The 22,655-nt window shown below is 70.3% G+C and carries 17 protein-coding genes; 11 read left to right on the plus strand and 6 right to left on the minus strand.

Annotation, left to right across the window (positions count from 1 at the left end):
• Positions 1-79 precede the first annotated feature (79 nt).
• The 7 genes from AXA68_RS08095 to AXA68_RS08125 are packed head-to-tail and all read left to right on the plus strand — an operon-like array spanning position 80 to position 9,357.
• Positions 80-3,670, plus strand: a complete 3,591-nt coding sequence (locus AXA68_RS08095; protein WP_066415144.1) for a type II/IV secretion system ATPase subunit — start codon at positions 80-82, stop codon at positions 3,668-3,670.
• A gap of 27 nt (positions 3,671-3,697) precedes the next feature.
• A complete protein-coding gene (locus AXA68_RS08100) occupies positions 3,698-5,737 on the plus strand; it encodes a type II secretion system F family protein (RefSeq protein ID WP_066415147.1) in 2,040 nt (679 codons plus the stop codon).
• A complete protein-coding gene (locus AXA68_RS08105; protein WP_232745070.1) occupies positions 5,727-6,335 on the plus strand; it encodes a DUF7287 family protein in 609 nt (202 codons plus the stop codon). The genes AXA68_RS08100 and AXA68_RS08105 overlap by 11 nt, the downstream gene beginning before the upstream one ends.
• Before the next feature lie 2 nt (positions 6,336-6,337).
• Positions 6,338-7,000, plus strand: a complete 663-nt coding sequence (locus tag AXA68_RS08110) for a DUF7288 family protein (RefSeq protein WP_066415150.1) — start codon at positions 6,338-6,340, stop codon at positions 6,998-7,000.
• Entirely contained in the window at positions 6,988-7,980 is a 993-nt protein-coding gene (locus AXA68_RS08115) for a DUF7261 family protein (RefSeq protein WP_066415157.1), read from the plus strand. Before AXA68_RS08110 ends, AXA68_RS08115 begins: the two co-directional genes overlap by 13 nt.
• A gap of 40 nt (positions 7,981-8,020) precedes the next feature.
• Positions 8,021-8,533: a DUF7266 family protein gene (locus tag AXA68_RS17290; RefSeq protein ID WP_066418447.1), complete on the plus strand. Its 513-nt coding sequence runs from the start codon at positions 8,021-8,023 to the stop codon at positions 8,531-8,533.
• On the plus strand, positions 8,530-9,357 hold the full coding sequence (locus tag AXA68_RS08125) for a DUF7289 family protein (protein ID WP_232745072.1): 828 nt from the start codon (positions 8,530-8,532) through the stop codon (positions 9,355-9,357). The genes AXA68_RS17290 and AXA68_RS08125 overlap by 4 nt, the downstream gene beginning before the upstream one ends.
• A gap of 42 nt (positions 9,358-9,399) precedes the next feature.
• On the opposite strand, the gene AXA68_RS08130 is transcribed toward AXA68_RS08125, so the two are convergent.
• Complete coding sequence (locus AXA68_RS08130) at positions 9,400-10,806, minus strand: DUF7289 family protein (protein WP_066415168.1); 1,407 nt, start codon at positions 10,804-10,806, stop codon at positions 9,400-9,402.
• A 195-nt stretch (positions 10,807-11,001) separates the two neighbouring features.
• Here AXA68_RS08130 and AXA68_RS08135 point away from each other — a divergent pair, with 195 nt between their 5' ends.
• On the plus strand, positions 11,002-11,943 hold the full coding sequence (locus AXA68_RS08135; protein WP_066415170.1) for a cation diffusion facilitator family transporter: 942 nt from the start codon (positions 11,002-11,004) through the stop codon (positions 11,941-11,943).
• Between the two features lie 81 nt (positions 11,944-12,024).
• Here AXA68_RS08135 and AXA68_RS08140 read toward each other — a convergent pair whose 3' ends face one another.
• Positions 12,025-13,317, minus strand: a complete 1,293-nt coding sequence (locus tag AXA68_RS08140; protein WP_066418454.1) for a Glu/Leu/Phe/Val family dehydrogenase — start codon at positions 13,315-13,317, stop codon at positions 12,025-12,027.
• A gap of 212 nt (positions 13,318-13,529) precedes the next feature.
• Here AXA68_RS08140 and AXA68_RS08145 point away from each other — a divergent pair, with 212 nt between their 5' ends.
• The 3 genes from AXA68_RS08145 (at position 13,530) to AXA68_RS08155 (ending at position 17,056) form a co-directional block, all read left to right on the plus strand.
• On the plus strand, positions 13,530-13,994 hold the full coding sequence (locus AXA68_RS08145) for a PH domain-containing protein (RefSeq protein ID WP_066415173.1): 465 nt from the start codon (positions 13,530-13,532) through the stop codon (positions 13,992-13,994).
• Positions 13,991-15,901 carry a PH domain-containing protein gene (locus AXA68_RS08150; RefSeq protein WP_066415175.1) on the plus strand — a complete coding sequence of 637 codons (1,911 nt, stop codon included), beginning with the start codon at positions 13,991-13,993 and terminating at the stop codon, positions 15,899-15,901. Before AXA68_RS08145 ends, AXA68_RS08150 begins: the two co-directional genes overlap by 4 nt.
• 87 nt (positions 15,902-15,988) lie before the next feature.
• Entirely contained in the window at positions 15,989-17,056 is a 1,068-nt protein-coding gene (locus tag AXA68_RS08155) for a phytoene/squalene synthase family protein (RefSeq protein ID WP_066415176.1), read from the plus strand.
• A gap of 49 nt (positions 17,057-17,105) precedes the next feature.
• On the opposite strand, the gene AXA68_RS08160 is transcribed toward AXA68_RS08155, so the two are convergent.
• From AXA68_RS08160 to guaB, 4 genes are all read right to left on the minus strand, one after another.
• Entirely contained in the window at positions 17,106-19,070 is a 1,965-nt protein-coding gene (locus AXA68_RS08160) for a DEAD/DEAH box helicase (protein ID WP_066415177.1), read from the minus strand.
• A gap of 73 nt (positions 19,071-19,143) precedes the next feature.
• Positions 19,144-19,728: a HalX domain-containing protein gene (locus AXA68_RS08165; protein ID WP_066415178.1), complete on the minus strand. Its 585-nt coding sequence runs from the start codon at positions 19,726-19,728 to the stop codon at positions 19,144-19,146.
• Positions 19,729-19,878: 150 nt separating this feature from the next.
• Positions 19,879-20,979 carry a TrmB family transcriptional regulator gene (locus tag AXA68_RS08170; protein ID WP_066415179.1) on the minus strand — a complete coding sequence of 367 codons (1,101 nt, stop codon included), beginning with the start codon at positions 20,977-20,979 and terminating at the stop codon, positions 19,879-19,881.
• 87 nt (positions 20,980-21,066) lie between these two features.
• Positions 21,067-22,554, minus strand: coding sequence for an IMP dehydrogenase (gene guaB, locus AXA68_RS08175; RefSeq protein ID WP_066415182.1), 1,488 nt, complete (start codon positions 22,552-22,554; stop codon positions 21,067-21,069).
• Positions 22,555-22,655 lie beyond the last annotated feature (101 nt).

Genomic DNA, 22,655 nt, shown 5'->3' on the forward strand with positions numbered 1-22,655 from the left:
TCACGCTCCCGACACCGGGGTTATCAATCCCGGATATTTGCGAGACACCTTTTTCAACGGGAGAGGAGTGGATCACCCTATGGACGGAGGGGACGCGGGGCACGACCCCGTCACCGACGGGAACGGTGACGAGGGGGAGGGGGCGGAAGCGACGCCCGCGTCCGACGACGGTGCGAACGCGACGAACAGGCCGGATCCGCCCACCTCCGGTGACCCCGTCAGGGTCGGCCGGTACACCTGGCGGGAGTTCCTCCAGGAACGCGGCGACGACGACGTCGCCGCAACGCTGTACGAGTGGGTCCCGAACGTCCCCACGGTGCCGGCGGGGGCGGTCAAAGGCCGGTTCGCTACCGCGGACCGCACGGGCGGGACCCTCCGGGCGGTCGGCGTCGTGGAGCCCTTCCTGGCGGACGGCAAGACGGCCGTCGACGGTCACGGAACGCCCGAGGAGGGGACGCTCGTCGTCGGCGACCGGGACGTCGTCGTCGACGGTCGCGCCGTCTTCGAGGACCGTACCGCCCTCGACGAGGACACTGACCTCGACGAGGACACCGACCTCGACGACGAGCCTGCCGAACCGGACGGCGCGTCGGAGTCGGTCGTCGTCTCCGGCACGGACGTCGAGCCGGCCCCGGCCGGCCCGCCAACGGATCTCGACTGGGACCGCGTCGCGTTCGATCCCGCCGAGCTCCTCGGATTTCACCCGACGGCGGGCGCGGACCGGATCCGGTCGGCCGCCGCGGTCGGCGAGGTGCTCTGGGACCGGTGTCACGCCCGGTACAACCTCTACGAGGTGCCGGTCCTCAAGGGGTACTACACGTGGGACGACTACGCCGACGAGTACTTCTACGACGAGGAGGGGAACCCGCCGACCGACGAGGAGGGGGAGCCGCTCGCGTTCACCCACGCGGACAAGGTCGACGCGCTGGGATTCGACCCGGACCGGATCGGCGAGGCGCTCTCGGCCGGCGGAGAGGCGGCCGCGGAGCTCGCCGACCTCGTCGACGAGCGGACCGTCGACGTGGATCCCGACCTCGACGAGGACGCGTTCTTCTCGACGGCCGACGGGGCGACGACCTTCGTGAACCGGTACGACCTCGAGAAGGCGGTGCCGATGCCGAAGAAGACGCACTTCCGCGAGGAGGAGCGCTACTGGGTGAACGAGCCGTACGCGTTCGTGATCGTCTTCCGCTCGACGAAGGAGAACGAGCGGAAGTACTACGCGGTCCAGCCGTACCTGACGCGGATCGAGACGGACCTGATCGAGTTCCTCACGGGGAAGCTCCGGACGTCGATCAAGTACGCCGACGAGTCGATCGCGGGCGGCGACGAGGCGTTTCGGGAGGGCGTCATCGCCGAGGAGACGCGAACGCTACTCGACCGATACGGCCTCTACGAGGAGTCGTCCGGGACGAACGAGTTCGTGAGCGACCTCCTCGGCCGGCTCGATCGGATCGACCTCGGACGGTTCGGCATCGATCCGACCGCGGGGGTTCCGGGCCGGCTCGCCGAGGCGCTCGGGTATCAGCCGACCGACGGGGGAAGCGACGGTGACGCCGAGGACGCCCCCGTCCGGATCAGCGCCCGCCCGGAGCCGGCGGTGCTCGAGGAGGACGCGCGGACCCTCTCGGCGTACCAGGTCGAGAAACTGCTGTACTACCTCAAACGCGACTTCATCGGATACGAGCGGATCGACCCCATCAAACACGACATCAACGTCGAGGACATCTCCTGTGACGGGTACGACTCGCCGGTCTTCGTCTACCACGCCGACTACGAGCAGGTCATCACCAACGTCTACCACGGCACCGACGAGCTCGACGACTTCGTCGTGAAGCTCGCCCAGCGGTCCGGTAAGGGGATCTCGAAGCGCCGACCGCAGGTGGACGCGACCCTCCCCGACGGCTCGCGGGCGCAGCTCACGCTCGGCAGGGAGGTCTCCGACCACGGGACCAACTACACGATCCGGCAGTTCAACGACGTCCCCTTCACGCCGATCGACCTGATCAACTGGCGGACGTTCTCGCTCGACCAGATGGCGTTCCTCTGGCTGTGTATCGAGAACAACAAGAACCTGATCTTCGCGGGCGGGACCGCCTCCGGGAAGACGACGAGCCTGAACGCCGTCTCGCTTTTCATCCCCTCGAACGCGAAGATCGTCTCGATCGAGGACACCCGCGAGGTCGAGCTCCCGCAGCGCAACTGGATCGCCTCCGTCACGCGCCCCTCCTTCTCGGACGACGACAAGGGCGACGTCGACGAGTTCGACTTGCTCGAGGCCGCGCTCCGGCAGCGTCCCGACTACATCGTGATGGGCGAGATCCGCGGCGAGGAGGGCCGGACCGCCTTCCAGGTGATGTCGACTGGCCACACCACCTACACGACGTTCCACGCCGACTCCGTCGGTGAGGTGCTCAAGCGGTTCACCACCGACCCGATCAACGTCTCGAAGACGATGTTCACCGCCCTCGATCTGGTGTCGATCCAGACGTCGACGCGGGTCCAGGGGCGGAAGGTGCGCCGGAACAAGTCGCTCACCGAGATCAACCACTACGACGCCGAGAACGACGAGATCAACGTCCAGGACGTCTTCCAGTGGCAGGCCGAGACGGACGAGTTCCTCCGGATGGGCGACTCGAACGTCCTCGAGGAGATCATGTTCGACCGGGGGTGGAGCCGGGCCACCCTCGACGAGGAGCTCCGCAAGCGTCGGATCGTCTTGGCCTACCTCATCGACCGCGGGCTCAACAGCTACGCGCAGGTGGCCGCGACGTTCCAGGCGTTCATCAACGACCCCGAGACGGTCCTCGCGCTGATGGCCAACGACGAGCTGGAGCGTTCCCTGGAGGACCTCCGGGAGATGGAGTCGGTCCTGATCGACGTCGACCGGGACAAGGAGGAGATGGTGCCGCGGCCCGACCCCGACGAGGACGGGCGCGAGGAGGCGGCGGCGATCCTCGCGGACGCCGAGGACGTGTTCGAGACCTACCGCGGGTCGATCCCCGACTCGGTCGCCGACGCGCTGCTCGCGGTCGATCCCGCCCGGAGCGTCGAGGCCCGCCCCGACGACGATCGGGAGGCGCTCGCCGCGGTCGCGGCCGGCGCCGCCGAGTTCGAGGCGGAGGCGAGCGGCCCGTCTGAGGCGGAGGCGAACGGGGCGTCCGAGGCGAGAGCGAGCACCCCGTCCGAAAGGAGCGGGACGACCGCCGGCAGCGACCCCGCTCCCGACGACGGCTCCGCGGACGCCGACGGCGACATCGACTTCGGCCGCCCGTTCGGCGACGGGATAGACGTGGTCGGACCGGTTCCCGAGGCCGACGCCGGAGTGGACGACCTCGTCGGAGGCGGCGAGTCGATCGAGGGGACGCCGGCGGACTCGATCGATCGCGAGTGGGACGACGAACCCGCCGAGGAGAACGGCGAGGTTGACGGCGAATCCGTCGACGGGGGGCGCCTCGACGAGAGGGCCCTCGACGGGGTGGAAGACACGGTCGACGACGCGGATCCGGATGCGAGTGAGGCGGAAGGCGACGAGGAGAGGGACGACGAGGGTGGGATCGACCGCGACGACGAGAACGAGATCGAAGGCGACGAGGACGGCGACGACGCCGACCCCGTCGACGACGGGTGGGGGTTCGAGGCCGTCGAGCCGGCCGAGGAGGAGGGGTGACGCCGTGAGTTCCAATCGGAGGCGCCGATGAGCCTCGACGCGGATGTCGGGGGAGAGTCGGTCGACGGCGACCTCCTCGGGCAGCTGTTCTACCCCGTCTTCGGGCTGCTCTTCGACCCCGACGGCGACCTCGTCGGCGATGTCGAGCGCAAGCTCGCGGAGGCGCGGATGCCCGATCCGGTCGAGATGTACGTCTCGCGAGCGCTCGGGATCGGCGTCCTGATCGGGATCGCGTTCGCCGTCGTCGGGACGCTTCTGGGGTACGGCGTCTTCGCGCTCGGGCTGATCTCGCCCGAGTCGCTGTCGCTCGGGATCCCCGTTCCGAACCCGGGGACTCGACGGCTGCTGCGGTCGCTCGTGGTGCCGGTCGCGGTCCTCACGAGCGGGATCGTCTTCGGGTCGATCGGCTTCGCGACGGGGTTCGGCGGGCTCCTCGCGGTCCCGTACTCGCGGTCGGCGAGCCGGGAGCGGGAGATCAACCTGCTTTTAGCCGACTCCGTCTCCTTCATGTACGCGCTCTCGGTCGGCGGGCTCAACCAACTGGAGATCCTCCGGGCGATGGCGACCGCCGAGGACACCTACGGGGAGGTCTCGCGGGAGTTTCAAAACATCATCAACGAGACGGAGTACTTCGGCACCGACTACCGGAACGCGATCCGGACGCAGTCGATGGAGACGCCCTCCGAGGAGCTCTCGCAGTTCCTCGCGGACATGCTCTCCATCGTCAACTCCGGCGGGGAGATGGAGCCGTTCCTGAAGGACAAAAAGGAGAAGCACCTCCGCACGTCCAAACAGGAGCGCGAGATGACCCTCGAGACGCTGGAGCTGTTCGGGGAGATGTACATGACGCTCTCGCTTTTCCCGCTTCTGCTCATCATCATCCTCGTGATCATGGGGATGATGGGCGAGGCCGACGACCGCCTGCTGTACGCCACGGTGTACGTCCTCATCCCGCTCACGGGGCTCGGCTTCCTCGTGTTGGTCTCGACCGTCAAACAGGACGAGCCGGGCGACGGCTACCTCCGGCCCGACGGCGGCAGCGACCGGCTCCGCCAGACGAGTCGCGAGGGACTCCTCCACTTCGGACTGATAGAGGCGTTCGTCGGGCGCGCGAGCGTCTTCGACCGGATCCGCGACCGCGAGGGGACCCACAAGACGAAGCGGATCCTCGCGGCTCCGCACCACTTCCTGCGGGACAACCCGCTGTACACGCTCGCGATGACGGTCCCGGCCGCGCTGGCGCTCGTCGCCGTCGCGGTCGCGTCGGGGTCCGCGCCGACGACCGTCGACGGCTGGATCGACCGCCCCGTCTGGTCGGCGTTCATCTGGGTGTACGTTCCGGCGTATCTGACGCTCGTGCCGCTCACGGCGTTCTACGAGTGGGACCAGCGCGCCAAACGGTCGGTCACGGGGAAGCTCTCGGAGAACCTCCGGAAGCTCTCCTCCGCCAACGACACGGGCCAGACGCTGTTGGAGTCGATCCGGACGGTCGCGGATACCTCCTCGGGGACGCTCGCCGAGGAGTTCGAGGTGATCCACGCGAAGGTGAACTACGGGATGAGCCTGCGAGACGCCCTCGTCGAGTTCAACAACACGTACGCGGTCCCGCGGCTCGCGCGCACCGTGAAACTGATCTCGGAGGCACAGGAGGCGTCCTCACAGATCACGGACGTGTTGACCACCGCGGCGCAGGCCTCCGAGAACCAGGACGACATCGAGCGCGAGCGCCGGTCGCGGACCCGGATGCAGGTGGCTATCATCGTCATGACGTACGTGACGCTGCTCGGCGTGATGGCGATCCTCCAGACGCAGTTCATCGACGTGATGGGCGGGCTCGCGGAGGGCGCGTCGGGAGCCTCGGGCGGCGCGGCCGGCGCGGGGTTCGGCGGCGGTGGCGGCGTCGATCCCGAGGTCCTCTCGCTTCTGTTCTTTCACGCGGTGACGATCCAGGCCGTGCTCTCGGGGTTCATCGCCGGCTACATCCGGGACGCCCGGCTCCTCTCCGGGCTGAAGTTCGCCGTCGCCCTGATGACGCTCGCGCTGGGGGTGTGGATCTATGTCGGGTGAGCGCGCTCGGTCGCGGTCGCGGTCCCTCGCGGGCGGGATCCGCGGGGCGGGCCGCGGCCAGACCCAGATCGACTTCGCCGTCGGCGCTGGCGTGTTCCTGATCACGCTCGCGTTCGTGGTCGCGTTCGTTCCGACGCTCTTCGAGCCGTTCGCGGCCGGGGAGACTGCCTCGCCGCTCGTGGCCGACCGGATCGCCGCCGGAACCGTCGACCTGCTCGGGGTCTCCGCGAACGCCTCCGGCGGTTCCGCCGCGGTCCACGCGCCGACCCAGCCGGGCGTCCTTTCGCCGGCGTGTACGGTCGCGTTCTTCGAGCCGAACGCGACGCTCGCGGACGACGCCGGGTGTCCGTTCGACCCCGACACCGATCCCGCCGCGCTGTTCGGCGTCGACGACGACGTCCGGGTGGCGATCCACGAACTCGACGGGAGCGCCGAGAACGCGACCGACGTCGAGTTCGACACCCGGCACGGGACGGTCGGGACGACGCTGAACCGATCGACGACGGACTCGACCGTGACGGCCGACGGCGTCACCGTCTCCGGCCGCATCGTCTCGCTCCGGGGGGACCAGTACCGCCTGACGGTGTGGGTGTGGTGACGATGTCGCGTTCCCGCCCCCTCCGTCCGACCGGTTCCGACGACCGCGGCCAGGCGCACACGCTGGAGGCGTTCGTGGCGGCGATCCTGCTCGTGGCCGGACTCACGTTCGCGCTCCAGGCCACGGCGGTGACGCCGCTGTCGGCGAGCACGTCGAACCAACACATCGAGAACCAGCAGCGCGCGGCCGCGACCGGCCTCCTCGAGACGAGCGCCGCGAACGGCGACCTCCGCGAGGCCGTCCTCGACTGGCACCCCGGCAACGCGACCGTCTCGCCGGGGTTCGATCCGAGCACCGAGGAGCGCGCGTACTACACTCGGGGCGGTCCGCCGAACGCCTTCGGCGACGCGCTCGATCGAACCTTCCTCGACCGGCGGATCGCGTTCAACGTGTACGTCCAGTACCACGTCGATCCGGTGACGGCAGACGGGACGCCGGTGAAACGACAGGTCATGGTGGACATGGGCACGCCGAGCGACAACGCGGTGACGGCGAGCCAGTCGATCGCGGTGTCGAACGACACCACGCTGACCGCCGACGGGTTCGAGGGCCGGACCCTCGAGGCGGTTGCCGCCGACCCGGACGCGGAGTTCTACGCGCCCCCGGTCGACGACGGCCCGACGTACAACGTCCTGGAGGTGTACATCGTCGTATGGCGGATGTGAGTCTTGGTCCTCCCGACGGGAAGCGGCTTCGCGAAGCCGACCGCGGCCAGCTGCTGGTGGTCGCCGGACTCGTGATGGCGGTCTCGCTCGTCGCGCTCGTCGTCCTGTTGAACGCGACGATATTCACCGAGAACCTCGCGACTCGGGGGATCGAGACCGCGGACGGCGAGACCGCCGACGTCAGAGCGACCGCGGTCGGGAGCGTCGGGGAGCTGATCGACGCGACGAACCGCGCGGACCCGGATTCACACGATGCCGCGAACGACACCGTCCGCGAGGGCGTCGCCGATCTGGACGAACGGATGGCGCGGAGCTACGCGGAGCGGGGCGGCGTGGTCCACCTCGAGACCGACGAATCCCGGATGACCGAGGGATGGCACCTCTCTACCGCGGGCAACGCCACGTCGCTCGCGAACGCCACGGGCGCGACGGCGTACGCGTTCGTCGACGGGATCGACCGGACGCGGGGGTTCTCGCTGTCGCTCTCCGTCGACGACCTCGCGACGACGACCCCGAGCAACGCGACCGGCGAGGCGTTCCACGTCGCCTTCGACGGGCCCGCGCTCTCGGAGAGTCGGGAAGTGTACGTCTACCGGAACGGCTCCGGCGACGTCGTCGTCGCGAACGGGACCGCCGGCGGCGACCCGGACGTTCGGTGCTCGACCGCGGCCGCGTCGGGCGAGGACGTGGCACTCGATCTCACCGACGAGCGGCTCGGCGACGCCGCCTGTCCGGGACTCTGGCCCGCGGAGCTGGTCGTTCCGACCGACGGGTACGCGATCCGGTTCGGGAACGCCGACGCGGCCGACGGGACCGCGACCGCGACCGTCCGACCGCGGCCGGCGGGGTCGGATCCCGGAGCCGACCACGGCGGGGTCTCGCCCGCCGTCTACGACGCCACGGTCGACCTCCGCTACCGGACGGCCGACCTCCGGTTCGAAACCACCGTTCGGGTCGCTCCGGGTGAGCCGCGTGCGTGACCGGATCTCCCGTGGCGGGCCGCTCGGCTCGGGGGACTCGATGTCCCGCGACGACCGGGGTGTGAGCACGACCGTCGGCTACGTGTTGACGCTCGCGATCGGGGCGGTGCTGCTCTCCGGGGTCGTCGTCGGCGTCGGCGGCGTCCTCGACGCACAGACCGAGCGGGCGGTCCACGGCGACCTCGAGGTCACGGGACAGTCGCTCGCCGCGAACCTCGAGGCCGCGGACCGGATCGCCCGACTCGCGGAGGCTGGCCGGACCGACCCGGACCTCGACCCCGGCGACGGGACCGCGGTCGCGGCCGTCGACGTCGACCTCCCGACGCGGGTGGGGGGGCTCCCCTACTCCGTCGAGATCGTTGACGGTCCGGCTCCCGACGCCGACTCCGCGGTGATCCTCCGAACGACTCGACCGGACGCCAGCGTCAGGGTTCCGTACCGGTCGAACACGACGGTCGAGGAGACGACGTTCCGGGGTGGGCCGGTCCGGATCACGTACGTCGCCGACCCGACCGACCCGAGCGCCGGCACGCTGGAGGTGACGGAGCGATGAGTCCCGACCGTCGTGTCGGACGGGGGAGGAGCCGCGAGCGTCCGTCTCCCCTCGACGACCGGGCGGTGAGCGACGTGGTCGGCTACGTGTTGGTGTTCGCGCTCGTCACGGCGACGATCGCCTCGGTGTTCGCCGTCGGCATGACCGGACTGGAGGACAGACGGAACGCCGAGCGCGTGGAGAACGTCGAGCGCGCGTTCGACGTGTTCGACGACAACCTGCGCGACATCCAGCGGTACGGCGATCCCGGTCGTGCGACCGAGGTTCGGCTCAGCGGCGGCGAGCTGTCGCTGTCCTCGACCACCAACGTGACGATCGAACAGGTCGACGCGAGCGGCGCGCGGGTCGGCAACGCCAGCGTCTCGACGACGGTCGACGCGGTGACGTACACCCGCGGGGAGACGACGATCGGCTACGACGCGGGTGCGCGGTTTCGCACGGACGGGGAGACGACGCTGTTCCGCTCGACCCCCCGGTTCGTCTCGGCGGCGGGCGACCCGAACCGCACGGTCGTTCCGATCGTCCGAACCACGCACTCGGGGAACGGGCCGTCCGCGGTCGACGGCGAGGGGACGGTACAGATAGCCGCCGAGATCGGGGGGATGAATCGTGTCGCGCTCCCGCAGCCGGGTACCGATCCGCACGCGATCCGGATCCGGATCGAGTCGCCGCGAGCCGACGCGTGGGAGCGGTACCTCGCGGAGACGGACGGGTTCACGGTCGACCCGACGGAGACGTCCGGCGACGTGGTCGTCGCGGACGTCGACCGCGACGCGGCGGTGTACGTGCGCGTGATCGTGGTGGAGGTCTCCTACCGGCGGTGAGGCGACGAAACGCGCCTCGGGACGCCGAACCGAGTCGCGCCGTCAGTCGAACCGGAGCGCGACCTCGTTCCGGCTCACGTGGAGGTACGTGATCGGGTTCTGTCCGGGGCCGCCGGTGATCGTCAACTCGAAGTCGCTCAGGTCGGCGTCGTACGCCATCGAGGACGCGCCGCCGAGGTCGAGCCGCTCGAACACGAACGCACCTCTGAGCGTCGGGTTCCCGTTCGCCTCCACGTCCGCGTTCGGCGCGTAGATGATCGCGTCTATCTCGGCGTTCCCGATCCCGTTGGTGTTCTCCGCGATCCCGCCGTTCACGTAGAACTGGGTCCGCTTCGCGTCGATCGACGACGCCGTGGTCCCTATCGTCGGGTTGTTGAGATCGACGCTGCCGTTGACGTAGTACTTGACCGTATTGTCGCTCCCGTCGGTGATCTGAAGGTCGTTGCCGCCGATGTCGAAGTCCCCGTCGATCGCGATCGTCACGTTGCCGCCGGTGGTGTCGAACTCGACGTCGTTGCTCAACGCCACGTCGCCGCCGGCGTGGTAGACCCCAGCGGTACACGTCCCGCCGCCGAAACAGTCACCGATCGACGACGGATTGTTCGTCGAGGCGTTCCCGATCCGCTCGTCGATGACGGCGGACGGCGACGGGTGGGAGGCCCCGAGCTCGTAGTCGTCCTCGTCGAGCGGAATGTCCGTGTGGGTGTCCTCGCTGCCGAGCGAGAGCGGCTTGTCCAACTCGACCTCGCCGGGAACGACGAGCCGCGCGGTGGCCGTGCGGTTCGCGTCGTCCTTGGTCACGTCGCCCTCCGCGCGCTGGCTGAAGAAGTCGTACCACCCCTCGTAGTAGTCGCTCCGGACCTCCACGACGACCGTCCCGTTCTCGAGCGGGTTCGAGACGTTCGGGAACACCTCCTCGCTGGCGTTCGCCCGAACGACCCCGCTTCCGCGGTCCGGTGTCGTTTCGTCTCCGGTCAACTGAACGATCGGGAACGTGAGCGTCTCCCCGCGGTAGTGGTACTCCGGCGGCGACACCATTCGCCCGCGGGTGCCGTCGCTCGACCAGACGCCGCCGCCCTGGACCGCCACCTCCCGACCGTCGCCGGCGTACACCAGCGTTCCGAGCGAGTAGGACTCCGCGGTGACGCTCCCGTCGGGCCGTTCGATCCGGACCTCGACGCGGCCGGCGTCCTCCTCGAGGCGGAGGTCGCCGCCGTCGACCGAGCCCAGGTCGAACCGCTTGGCGTCCGTCCCGCCGAGCGCGACGAGGCTCGCCCGCGAGGTGAACTGGGACATCCCGTTCTCGACGCCCGCCGTCTGCGCCTCGTCGGTGACGGCCGCGAGCGCCACGCTCCCCGTCGCCACCGTGGCCGTCACGGCGGCGATCGTGATCCCCAAGAGCAGCACGGTCCCGATCACCTCGCTCTGGGCGCGCTCGCCGGGGTACATGTCCCTCCCTCGGTGCCCGGAACGGTTAAACGCCGCCCGCCGGCTATCGCGTCTGATAGCGGCCCGCTCCCGGGTTCGGGATCGAGATCGGTCGGGGGTCAGTCGAGATCGGTCGGATTCGGTCGGGTTCGGGCGGGCCGGACGGGGTCGCGCCGGGACGCACCACTTAACACCGACGGCGAGCGACGTTCGGGCATGACGGCTCGCCCGCGACGGGAGGAGAAGCGACGGTTCAGGCGGGCGGCCGGGGTGAACGTTCTCGGCAACGCCGCGAAGATCGTCGCCGAGGGGGCCGCGGGGCTCGCGTTCGGGAGCGTGGCGCTTCTGGCCGACGCGGCCCACTCCGTCGCCGACCTCGTCGCCAGCGGCGTGGTGTTCGTCTGGGGCGGGGCCCGCTACGACGACGCCGACGCGGAGCACCCGCACGGCCACCAGCGGATCGAGCCCCTGACCGCGCTCTTCGTCGGCGCGGTGGTCGCCCTCCTCGGACTCAATCTGCTGTGGAGCTCGATCGAGGGGATCCGGTTCGGCACCGACGTGCGCTTCAGCCGGCTGTTGCTCGTCGCGCTGGCGTTCGCACTCGTCGACATGTACGTCCTCTACTGGTACACGATGCGAGTGAACGCGGAGCTGGGGTCGACCGCGCTCTCGGCGCTCGCGGTCGACTGCCTCAACGACATCTACACCACGGTCGCGGCGGTGATCGGCGTCTTCGGCGTCTTCTTCGACCTCCCGATCCTCGACCCGATCGCGGGCGGGGTCGTGAGCCTGCTCGTCGTGTACCAGGGCGTCGAGATCGGTCGCGAGAACGTCACGTACCTCGTCGGGGCCGCGCCGCCGCCGGGCGATCGCGACCGGATCACCGAGTCGCTCCGCGAACACCCCGAGGTCGTCGGCGTCCACGACCTGCGCGTGTTCTACGACGGGACCGACCTCGAGGTCGAGGTCCACGTCGAGGTCGACGGCGAGATGACGCTCCGGCGAGCCCACGACATCGAGACCGAGCTCGTCACGCGGCTCCGCGGGCTGGAGGACGTCGGCGACGTCCACGTCCACCTCGATCCCTCCGGCGTCGGCGAGTGGAAGGACGCGGACGACGCGGGAGCGGACGGGGCGGGCGACGGCGGGAGCGAGTGAGGACGGCGGGAGCGGAAACGGCGACGGGCGAGTATGGGAAGGGCAGGGACGGCGAGTACGGGAACGGATACCGGTGGCCGCCTACGGGAACAGCCCGCGGTACTCGTGGGCGCTCGCGGTGCGCTCGAGCGCGAGGGTGTAGGCGGCGGTCCGGAGGTCCGGGACCGCGCCCTCGTCGTAGCGCTCGATCGTCTCGTCGAAGGCGGAGCCGATGCGGCGCTCTAGCTCGACGTTGACCGTCTCGAGCGGCCAGGAGAACTCCTGGGAGTTCTGGACCCACTCGAGGTACGAGACGATGATCCCGCCGGCGTTCGCGAGGATGTCCGGGACCACGGGGACGTCGCGCTCGGTGAGCACCTCGTCGGCGGCCACCGTGGTCGGGCCGTTCGCCGCCTCGACGACCGCGCTCGCGCGGAGGTCGTCGACGTTGTCGGCGGTGATCACGCCCTCGACGGCCGCGGGGATGAGGACGTCGACGTCGAGCGCCAGCAGCTCCTCGTTCGAGACGAGGTCGGCGTCGTCCTCCGAGGAGCCGCCGGCCCCCGTTCCGCGGACCTCCCCCTCGGTGTACTCCGCGATCATGCCGCCCGCCTCGACGTGTGCCCCCAGCGCGGCCACGTCGAGGCCGTCGGGGTCGTAGGCGGCTCCGGTCACGTCGGAGGTCGCGACGATCCGCGCGCCCGCGTCGTCGAGCAGGCGGGCCGCGTTCGACCCCACGTTCCCGAAGCCCTGGATCGCGATGCTCGCGTCGGTGAGGTCCCGCTCCAAGTACTCGAAGAGCTTCTGGGTGATGAGCGAGACGCCCCGGCCCGTCGCCTCGACGCGCCCCGGCGTGCCGCCGATCTCGAGGGGTTTGCCGGTGACGACCTTGGGGACCGTGTACCCCTCGTACATGGAGTAGGTGTCCATCATCCACGCCATCGTCTGGGGGTTCGTGTTCATGTCGGGCGCTGGCACGTCGACGTCGGGGCCGATCATGCGGCGGATGCCCTCGGTGTAGCGCCGGGTGAGCCGTTCGAGGTCGCGCTCGGTGAGGTCTTTCGGTTCACAGATGACGCCGCCCTTCGCGCCGCCGTACGGGAGGTCGACGAGCGCCGCCTTCCAGGTCATCCACCCCGCGAGCGCCTCGACCTCGCGCTGGGAGACCGTCGGGTGGTAGCGGACGCCGCCCTTGAACGGTCCGCGCGCGCCGTCGAACTGGCACCGGAACCCCTCGAAGACCTCCACCTCGCCCGACTCCAACTCGACGGGAAGCGTGACCTTCAGCGTCCGCTCGGGGTGTTTGAGCCGCTCGAAGACGCCGTGATCGACGTCCGCGTACGCCTCGGCGCGGTCCATCTGTGCGAGCATGTTCTCGAACGGGTCGTCGGCCATCGTCCGAGGGTCCTCCATGATCGATTATATTCCTTTCGCAAATATTGCGGAAGCGTGTAAATAACACGCATGGAAGGGGATCGCCGGGACGGACGGCGGCCTCGCGGTCGGTCACTCGGCCCTGCGGCGACCGCTCTCGTTCCGCCGGATCTTATAAGCGCCCGTCGACAACGGTGGCCCATGAGCCCTCGACACGCGACGGAGGACGGCCGATGACGACCCAGCGACTCCATCCCCGCGTCCGGGTCGTCTGGGTCCTCCGCGCCGTTCTCGCGGCCGCGATACTCGCCGTCCCCGTCGCCGGCGCGCACTACCTCGGGTACGTGCCCCGGTGGGCACCGGTCGTCGCCGGCGCGGCCCTCCTCGCGCTCGGCGTCGTCCACGCGCTCCTCCGGTACCGACGGTGGAGCTACGAGATCCGCGAGGACGCCCTCTACCTCGACCGCGGCGTGATCACGCAGGTCAGAACGACGGTCCCGCTCGTGCGCATCCAGCACGTCGACTCGCGGCGCGGCCCGGTCGAACGGGGCGTCGGGCTGGCCTCCTGTGTGGTGTACACCGCCGGCTCCCGCGGGGCGGACGTCCGCATCCCCGGCCTGACGCCCGAGGGAGCGAGCGACCTCCGCGAGGAGCTGAAACGGTTGGCGATCCGCGCGGACGGGGAGGACGCGGTGTGAAACTCGCACCCCAGTCGATCCCGTACCGCGCGCTCCAGAAGGTCGCGGGGGTCGTCGTCGTCCTCTTCTTCGTCGTGAACGACACCGGGTGGGGGTTCCCGGCTGCCGCCGGGGCCGGACTCGCCGTGCTGCTCGTCGCCGGCGCGTACGAGGTCGCCTACTACCGGCGGTTCGAGTACGAGCTCACCGAGGACACCCTCGACATCCGATCCGGCGTGATCTCGAGACGCGAACGGGAGATCCCCTACCGACGGATCCAGAACGTCGACGTGAGCCGGAGCGTGATCCAGCGCGCGATCGGGGTCGCCGCCGTCGACCTCGAGACCGCGGGCGGGTCGAGCACCGAGGGGTCGATCCGCTTCGTGACCCCCGAGGAGGCCACGCGGCTCCAGCGGGAGGTCCAGCGACGGAAGTCCGCCGACGACGCGGCGGACGGCGGCGACGCCGACTCGCCGGGCCCCGTCGAGGAGGAGCTGTTCGCCATCTCGCCGCGCGAGCTCGCGCTCGTCGGCGCGCTCTCGTTCGACGGCCGGCTCATCGGGCTCCTCGCGTTCGCGGGGTCAGGGTCGGTCCCGGTGGTGTCGGGCTACCTGCCCGACGTGTCGACGCTGGCGCTCGGCGCGGTCGCGGTCGCCGCCGCCGCCGCGCTGTTCCTCGTCTCGTGGGCGATCGGCGCGGCGGTGTCCTTCTCGAACTACTACGGGTTCCGGCTCTCGCGCGCCGGCGACGAGCTCCGGTACGAGCGCGGGCTGTTCCGCCGGTACAGCGGCTCCATCCCGACCGAGAAGGTCCAGACGCTGACGGTCTCCGACAACCCCGCGAAGCGCGCGCTCGGGTACGCGACGCTCTCGATCGAGACCGCGGGGTACGCGCCGGGGCAGGGCGGCGAGTACGGGAGCGAGGCGGCGGTCCCCATCGCGACCGCCGACCGCGTCTACGAGCTGGCCCGCGAGATCGAACCGTTCGGCGAGCCGTCGTTCCGCCGTCCGCCGAGACGGATCCGCTGGCGGTACGCGTTCCGGTACGCCCTGCTTCTCGCCGTCCTCGTCGGCGTCGCGTTCGCCGTCGACTGGTACGTCGCCGCCGACGTCCCGTGGTACGCGCCCGCGGCGCTGCTTCTCGCGGTGCCGCCGGCCGCACACCTGAAGTGGAAACACCGGGGCTACTGGCTCGGCGAGGACCACCTCGTGACCCGGAACGGGTTCTGGAGCCGCAGCGTGCGGGTCGTTCCGTACTACCGGATCCAGAACGTGATCGACAGCCGGTCCGTCTTCCAGCGCCGGTGGAACGTGGCGACGGTCGTCGCCGACACCGCCGGCACGAGTTCCCTCACCGGGAGCGACGCCGCGGCGGTCGACTTCGACGTCGAGGAGGCGATGGACCTCCAGTCGGCGCTCGGCGACCGGCTCCAGGAGGCCCTTCGCGACCGTCGAAGCGGGGAGGGGTCCTTCGAGTGGATCGAAGGGGACGGCGAGGCTGGCGACGCGGACGAGGCGGACACGGCGGGTGGGGCTGGCGTCGCGGACACGGCGGACGAGGCGGACACGACGGGCGAGAGCGAGGCGGACGCGGAAGCGGCCGATACGAGTCCGGAAGCCCCCGACGAGGGGGTCGTCCGACCCGACTTCTCGGCGTCGACCCGCGACTACTCGGAGCCCGCCGAGCGCGTCGACACCGGGGAGTACGCGGTCGACCGTTTCCCCTCGGACGCCGACGTCGCGTACCGACCCGACGGCGAGGAGGGTGCGACGGACGCGGTCGAGGACGCCGGGAGCGGTGACGGTGCCGACGACGGTGACGGTGTTGACGACGGTGGCGGTGACGGTAAGGGAGACGACAGCGGTGATGACGACGCGGACCGGGACCCGGACGAACCGTCCGGGGCCGACGGCGACTCGGAGCGCTGAGACGCGGACTCCGGATCGGCGAGCGTGACCGTCCGCTCCGTCCCGCGAGGCTTTTTTATGGGTCGTGCCGTAAGAACGGGTAACTGAATGAGCGGACGAGAACACGGCACGGCCGATCCCGACCTCGAGTGGTGTCACGAGGCGGTTCAAGGCGTGTCCCGTACCTTCGCGTTGACCGTGGACGTGTTGGAGGAGCCGATGGCCTCACAGATCTGTCTCGGCTACCTCCTCTGTCGCGTCGCCGACACCGTCGAGGACGCCGGCCACATCCCGCCGGCGGAACAGACTGCGGTCCTCGAGACCTACCGGGAGGCGATCGACCCCGACGGCGACGCCGAGATCGGCGACTTCCGCGCGGCGGTCGACGAGTGGCTCCCCGCCCCCGAGGAGCGCGACGAGGACTGGGCGGTCGTCGCCGAGTCGCCGACGATCGTCGCGACGTTCGAGGACTTAGAGCCCGAGGCGCGCGAGGCGATCGTCCCGCCCGTCCTCGAGATGGTCGACGGGATGGCGATGTTCGTCGACCGCCACGCCGAGGAGGGCGGGCTCCGGATCGACGACCGCGACGAGCTCGAACAGTACTGTTACTACGCCGCCGGCACCGTCGGCAACCTCATCACGAACCTCCTCACGCGCGGCGAGGTCGGCGAGGCGCGCGCGCGGCGGCTCCGCGAGACCGCAGAGGAGTTCGGCCTCCTCTTACAGTTAGTCAACGTCTCGAAGGACGTCTACGACGACTTCACGGAGGAGAACAACGTCTACCTGCCCGCGCAGTGGCTGGAGGACGAGGGCGTCGACCAGGAGGCGGTGATAGACCCCGAGAACCGCGAGTCGTCCGCCCGCGTCGTCGACCGCACCGCCGACTACGCCCGGTCGTTCCTCGACGACGCGCAGGCGTACCTCGAGACGATGCCGCTCTCGCACGGGAACACGATGGAGGCGTGGACGGTGCCGTACCTGCTCGCGGTCGGCACGCTCAGGGAGCTCCGTTCCCGGCCCGAGGACGCGCTGACCGAACGCGGCGTGAAGATATCCAGGGAGGAGGTGTTCGCGGTGATGGCCGTCGCCGGCGACGCCGGCCGCGACTCGCTCGCGGAACTCAGAGAGACCATCGCGGACACACCGTACCACAGAGCGGTCGAGCCGGCCGACTGAGCCATTTTCGGCTTTCGTCTCCGCTTCCATCTGATCTCCGCGTTCCCGATCAGATCCGGCTTCGCGCCCGCGTCACCGCCGGCACCGAGACGCCGATCGTGTCCGCGAGCGCCTCCGCCGCGCTCAACAGCCACTCCGCGCGCTCGACGCGCGAGTCGAGATCTCCCGGACCGAGCCGGTACGCCTCGACCAGCTCCTCGACGGTCGCGCCGCCGATCCACTCGTCCAAGATCCGCGCGGTCTTCACGGACTCCAACCATCCCTCGAAGTCGTCGGGCTCGCCCATTCCGGTCGTCAGCTTCGCCGCGTTCCGCCGGGCGAACCGGTACATCTCGGCGCGCTCGCGGTTCCCGAGGTACGTGTCCTGCATGTCCGGCGTGTCACACACCACCTCGAAGACGGTGAGCGTCGTCGCCCCCGCCATCCCGGCCGCGGTCCGGAGCCCGTCCACGATCCGCGCGCCGGTCTCCGGCCGGACGTACTGTCTCGAGGTGGTCTCGCCGACCGGCGTCGCGGCGATCCGGTAGCGTTCCGCGTCTCCCCGTCGCCGGACCATCCCCGCCTCGACGAGGTCGTCGACCGCGACGGCGACCGCGTCGGCGAGGCCGCCCGCGCCCGCCTCGCGGGCGTAGAACGTGCCGTCGAGGACGTCGAGGATCTCCGCCTCCGTCTCCGCGAAGCCAGTCGCGACCGCCGAGAGCACGTGCGTCCGGAGCGAGGCCGGCTCGGCGAGCTTGGACTCGACCGCCTCCGGCTCCCCCTCGACGTACCGCTCCACCAGCTCCTCGCGGGTCGACTCCTCGCCGACGAGCACCGCCTCGCCGTGCGGGTCGAGCCCCGGCCGGCCGGCCCGCCCGCACATCTGGTGGACCTCGAGCGTCGGCAGCCACTCCATCGAGGAGCCCGTGTATCGCTTCTGGTCGCGGACCACGACGCGCCGCGCGGGGACGTTCACGCCGGCCGCGAGCGTCGGGGTGGCACAGATACACGCGAGTTCCCGGTCGCGGAAGGCCGTCTCGACCGCGGCGCGGTGGTCGGCGCGAAGCCCCGCGTGGTGGAACGCGACGCCCCTCCGGAGGCGGTCCGCCAGCTCCCGGCCCGTCACCGTCCCGTCGATGTCTGCCACCTCGTCGCCGACCGCGGCCGCGGCCGACCCGATCCCCAGCCGCTCGGCGAGCCCTTCCTCGGCGAGCCGCTCGGCGAGCGCCGCGGCCTCCGCCCGCGAGCGGACGAACGCCAGACACTGGCCGCCGGATTCGACCGCGTCGACGACGAGCGCGGCCGTCTGATCCGTCGCGTCGGGGTCGTCGGTGGCGGGATCGGTGTCGGGTTCGTCGTCCGGGTCGCCGACCGGGACGCGGCGCGTCGTGCCGTCGTCGAACGCCACCTCGCCGCCGACGCAGACGCCCGTGCGGAGGTCGACGGGTCGCCACTCCGACTCCACGAGCGTCGCGTCGAGCCAGTCGGCGATCTCCTCGGGGTTGTCGACGGTCGCGGAGAGCGCGACGATCTGGATCGACGGGCTCCGCCGGCGAAGCGTCGCCAGCGTCACCTCGAGCGTCGGGCCGCGCCGCTCCGCGCCGAGCAGGTGGACCTCGTCGACGGCGACGCACGCGAGGTCGTCGACCCACTCCGCGCCGTTGCGGATCGCGGAGTCGACCTTCTCGCTCGTGGCGACCACCACGTCGTGGCCCGCCAGCTCCTCGCCGCTCGATTCGAAGTCGCCCGTCGAGATGGCCACGTCGACGCCGGGCAGCGCCGCGAACGCCTCGTACTTCTCCCGGGCGAGCGCGCGGAGCGGACAGACGTACAGCCCCGGCCCGTCGGCGGTCAGAAGCGCCGCCTGCGCGACGAAGGTCTTCCCGGACGCGGTCGGGACCGCCGCGACGACGTTCGCCCCGTCACAGACGCCGGCCTCGACGGCGGCGATCTGCGGCGGGTACAGCTCGCGGATCCCCCGATCCGCGAAGTGGTCGACGAGCCGCTCGGGAAGCGGCAGGGAACGGACGCGCATCCGGGCGTGAGTTCGCCGCGACCGTATTTAAAAGGTGTCCGCCGTCCGCCGAATCGACCCCGTCCGACGCGGCTCACTCCTCGGCGTCGAACTCCCTGAACAGGCCCTCGAAGTCGTCCTTCTCCGTGACCGCCTCGAGCGAGCGGTCGACCTCCTCGCGGAGCGTCTCGATCCGCGCCGTCAGCTCCTGGTACTCCTCGTTGTCGGCGAGCTCGCTGGCGCTTTTTTCGGCCTCGAGCATCGCCTTCTTCGAGGTCAACGCGAACAGGTCCTGGACGCCGGCGTCGTACTCCCCGCGCCGGAGGAGCCCCTCGACGGTCTCTCTGAGGGTGTCGCTCGCGACCGGCTTGACGAGGTAGTCGTCGAACCCCATCTCGAGAATGTCGAAGTCCGGCTCGACGGCGGTCACCATCGCGACCCGACAGTCGATCCCCCGCTCTCTGACGGCGGCGAGGACCTCGTCGCCGGAGAGCCCGGGCATCCGCCGGTCGAGGAGGATCGCGTCGACGTCGTCGTCGAGGTCGTCGATGGTTTCGAGTGCCTCGTGGCCGCCGTACGCCGTCCGGACCCGGTACTCGTCGCCGAGCCAGGCGGCGTACAAGTCTGCCAGGTCGGGTTCGTCCTCCACGACGAGGACGAGCGGCGGTTGTTCACTCATGGGTCACCCGAGCGACGACGAGTTCGCTCACACGTTTCGTCTCGCCGCGGACTATATTAAAATACCTCTTCGATGCCGACCGAGAGACGAGAGCGCCGCGAGCGCCGGGAGCCGCGGCCCGGGCGGGAGCCTCCGGGGTCGTCCTCCCGGTCACACGTCGACGCCTCCCGGGATCGCCTCCTCCGGCCCGTCGTACCCCGTCACGGTGATGCGTCTCGCCTCGACGTCCTCGACGACCGCGCCCCAGCCGCCGACGGTCCAGCGTCGGTCCGCCGCCGAGACCTCGACGGTCACCTGTCCGGCGAGCTGGCCGATCGGGATCTCGCCGTCGCTCCGCGGCTCGCCGGCGTACACCACGTCGGTGACCGTTCCCGAGACGGTGACGGGGTCGCCCGACCCGATCTCCGACCCCTCGACGGTGACGTGGACGTCGGCCCCCTCCGCGAAGAGCGGCTCGATGTCGCGGACGAACCGGCGGAGGTTGGCGTACGCGAGCGGGGGGTCCTCCGGTCGCCCGTCGTAGACGACGTCCCACACCTCCCAGAGGCTGGTGTCGAAGTACCAGCGGAAGACGTACGTCAGCGAGAAGTCGCGGACGAGCACGCCGTACTCGTTGACGGAGCGTCGGTGCGGGGCGAAACACGTGGTCGTCCGGTCCACGATGGCCACGAACGGCGTCGGGAGCGTTCGGTGACGGACCTCCGTGGCGACGCCCTCGTACTCCGTCGGGATATCCCCGTTCCCGTCCGCGGTGTGGATCGACGCCTTCACGATCGCGCCGTTGTCGTGGGCGGTCGCGAGCGACTCCCGAAGCCCGTCGAACCCCTCCGGCGTCACCGCCACCTGTACCTCCGTTTGGGCCTCGGCTATCGCCTCGCGCGCGTGTTCGAACACCGTGTCGAACCGAGTGACGATGTCGACGCGGTGATGCTCGAGGGAGGGGGCCTCCCAGCGCGTCTCGATCTCGTCCGCTGCCTCGGAGAGCTCCTCGGAGCGTCGTCGCAGGTCCGAGAGGGCGGTGTCCGGCTCCGACGCGCGCGCTCTCAGCGTGTCGCCGTCGTACGTCTCGACGTAGCCCTTCTCCTCGAGGTCCCGGAGGACGTCGTAGATCCGCGCGGCGGGGACGCCGCTTTCGTCCGCGAGTTCGGTCGCGCTCGCCGTCCCGAGCCGGAGGAGCGCGGTGTACGCCTGCGACTGGTATTTCGAGAGGCCGGCGTCGCGCAACACCCGGCACAGCTCGGATGTGTCCATGTCACGGTACACAGTCACGCGGGCATTAAGTCCAACGCGTGGGGGACCGTCTCACGGAGGGCGACGGAGCGCCCGGCCGGATCGCGGTCACTCCTGCGGGCTGTAGTTCGGTGCCTCGTCCGTGATCATCACGTCGTGAGGGTGACCCTCCGTCTGGCCCGCGCTGGAGACGCGGACGAACCGGGCCGTCTCGTGGACCTCCGGGATCGTCTCGGCCCCGACGTATCCCATCCCCGAGCGCATGCCGCCGGTGAGCTGGTGGAGCTCCGAGGCGAGCGTGCCCTTGTACGGGGTCGCGGCCTCGACGCCCTCGGGGACGAACTCCTCGTCGCCGTCGTCGTCCTTGAGGTAGCGGTCGCCGCCGCCGGACTTCATCGCGCCGACCGAACCCATCCCGCGGTACTGTTTGTACTTCTTCCCCTGCATCGTGATGACGCGTCCGGGAGCCTCCTCGGTGCCGGCGAAGTACGAGCCGAGCATGACCGCGTCCGCGCCGGCGGCGATCGCCTTGATCGCGTCGCCGGAGTAGCGGATCCCGCCGTCGGCGATGACCGGCACGTCGCGCTCGGCGGCGACGTCAGCGACCTCCGAGACGGCGGTGATCTGCGGCATCCCCGCGCCGCTGACGACGCGCGTGGTACAGATCGAGCCCGGCCCGATCCCGACCTTGAGCCCGTCGGCGAAGTCGACGGCCGCCTCGGCGGCCTCCCGCGTGCCGACGTTGCCGACGACGACGTCGGCCTCGACGGTCCCTTTTATCGCCTCCGCGGACTCGAGCACGTTGAGGTTGTGCGCGTGCGCGCAGTCGATGAAGAGCACGTCGGCGTCGGCCTCGTCGGCGGCGACGGCGCGCTCCTCCTCGAACGGCCCCACGGCCACGCCGACGAGCAGCCGGCCGTCCTCGTCGCGGGCGGCCTGCTCGTGCTCGCGTCGCTGGAGGACGCCCTGCATCGTGACGAGCCCGACCAGGTGGTTTCCGTCGTCGACGACGGGGACGCGCTCGATCTTGTGGTCGTACATCAGCTCGAGCGCCTCGCGGGCGTCGACCGACTCCGGGGCGGTGATGACCTCGTCGGTCATCGCCTCCCGGACCGCGTCCTCCTCGCCGACCTCGAGGTACGGGCGGATGTCCGTCCCGGAGATGATGCCGAGGACGACGTCGTCGTCGTCGACGACCGGGGCACCGGAGACGCCCTCGCGCTCCATCAGCGTGTCCGCCTCCCGCACCGTGTCGTCCGGCGAGACCGTGACGACGTTCTCGCGACGGATGACGAGCTCGTGGGCGCGTTTGACGCGTTCGACCTCCGCGGCCGTCTCCTCGACGGTCATGTTGCGGTGGAGGACGCCGAGCCCGCCCTCGCGGGCCATCGCGATCGCGAGGTCGCTCTCGGTGACCGTGTCCATCGCCGCCGAGAGGACGGGAACGTTGAGCTCGACGTTCCGCGAGACGCGAGAGGAGAGGTCGGCGTCGTCGGGTTCGACGCGGCTCTCCATCGGACGGAGAAGCACGTCGTCGAACGTCAGCGCTTCCGGCACGTCGAGTTTCGCCGAGAATCGGTCGGAATCTGTCGCCATGTAAACCGTCGTGAGAGCGGAATCAAAAACGTTGCGAGTCAGCACGGATGTGGTGGGAACTCTCATTCGAGCGCGCTCGGTTGATCAGGATCGTGGATTGA

Source organism: Halorubrum aethiopicum (genome assembly GCF_001542905.1).
Classification (GTDB): Archaea; Halobacteriota; Halobacteria; order Halobacteriales; family Haloferacaceae; genus Halorubrum; species Halorubrum aethiopicum.